The organism is Paenibacillus sp. 01T422, assembly GCF_056398785.1.
In genome coordinates, this window is record NZ_JBFTQB010001275.1 from 1 (window position 1) to 1,320 (window position 1,320).

1 protein-coding gene is annotated in these 1,320 nt (G+C 48.7%); it reads left to right on the plus strand.

Annotated elements, in window-relative coordinates; translation table 11 throughout:
* A partial coding sequence (locus tag AC1DUA_RS37940; protein ID WP_477504620.1) for an aconitase family protein occupies positions 1-1,320 on the plus strand: 1,320 nt, incomplete at both ends.

Genomic DNA, 1,320 nt, shown 5'->3' on the forward strand with positions numbered 1-1,320 from the left:
GCGTTGTAGGTTGGGGCGTCGGCGGTATCGAAGCTGAAGCTGGGATGCTTGGACAACCCCTTTACTTCGTAGCTCCAGACGTAGTTGGTTTCAAATTGACTGGCCACTTGGCAGAAGGCGCTACAGCGACTGACTTGGCTTTGACAGTAACCCAAATTTTGCGTAAAAAAGGCGTTGTTGGTAAATTCGTTGAGTTCTTCGGTCCTGGTCTGAGCAACATTTCCTTGGCTGACCGCGCAACGGTAGCGAACATGGCTCCTGAGTATGGCGCAACAATCGGTTTCTTCCCGGTAGATAACGAAACATTGAACTACTTAAGAGCAACTGGCCGTGAAGAAGATCAAATCGCACTCGTAGAAGCTTACTACAAAGCACAAGGCATGTTCCGTACTGACTCCACACCAGATCCAGCATTTACAGATGTTCTTGAACTTGACCTTGGCTCCGTAGTAYCGAGCTTGGCTGGTCCGAAACGTCCGCAAGACCGTGTTGAGCTTACGAATATGAAAGAGTCCTTCAACTCCATCATCCGTACGCCAATCGACAAAGGTGGATATGGGCTGACGGAAGAGAAAATCAACGAAGAAGTTGATGTCGTCTACCCAGGCGGCGAGACGGTTAAAATGGGAACTGGTGCCGTTGTAATCGCAGCGATCACTTCCTGTACGAACACATCCAACCCAAGCGTTATGCTAGGTGCGGGTCTTGTGGCTAAGAAAGCCGTTGCTCGTGGCTTGAGAAAACCGGCATTCGTGAAGAGCTCCTTGACACCAGGTTCCCTGGTTGTTACTGAGTACCTCAAGAAAGCAGGCTTGCTTGAGTCCCTAGAAGCACTTGGTTTCCACGTGGCAGGTTACGGCTGTGCAACTTGTATCGGTAACTCCGGTCCGCTTCCTGATGAAGTGAGCAAAGCTGTTGCTGACAACGATATGACGGTAGCTGCTGTTATCTCCGGTAACCGTAACTTTGAAGGCCGTGTTCATGCTCAAGTAAAAGCTAACTACCTTGGATCACCTCCACTTGTTGTTGCTTATGCTCTTGCAGGTACAGTAAACATTGATTTGGCTAACGATCCAATCGGTTACGACCAAAGCAATCAACCTGTCTACCTCAAAGACATCTGGCCTACAAACCAAGAGATTCAAGAAGCTCTTGGCATTGCAATGAGCCCTGATATGTTCCGCGACAAATACAGCAACGTATTCCGTGCGAATGAGCGCTTCAATGAAATCGCGATTCCAGAAGGCGATCTGTACGAATTCGACACGAATTCCACATACATTCAAGAGCCTCCATTCTTCACTGACTTGGGTACAGTTC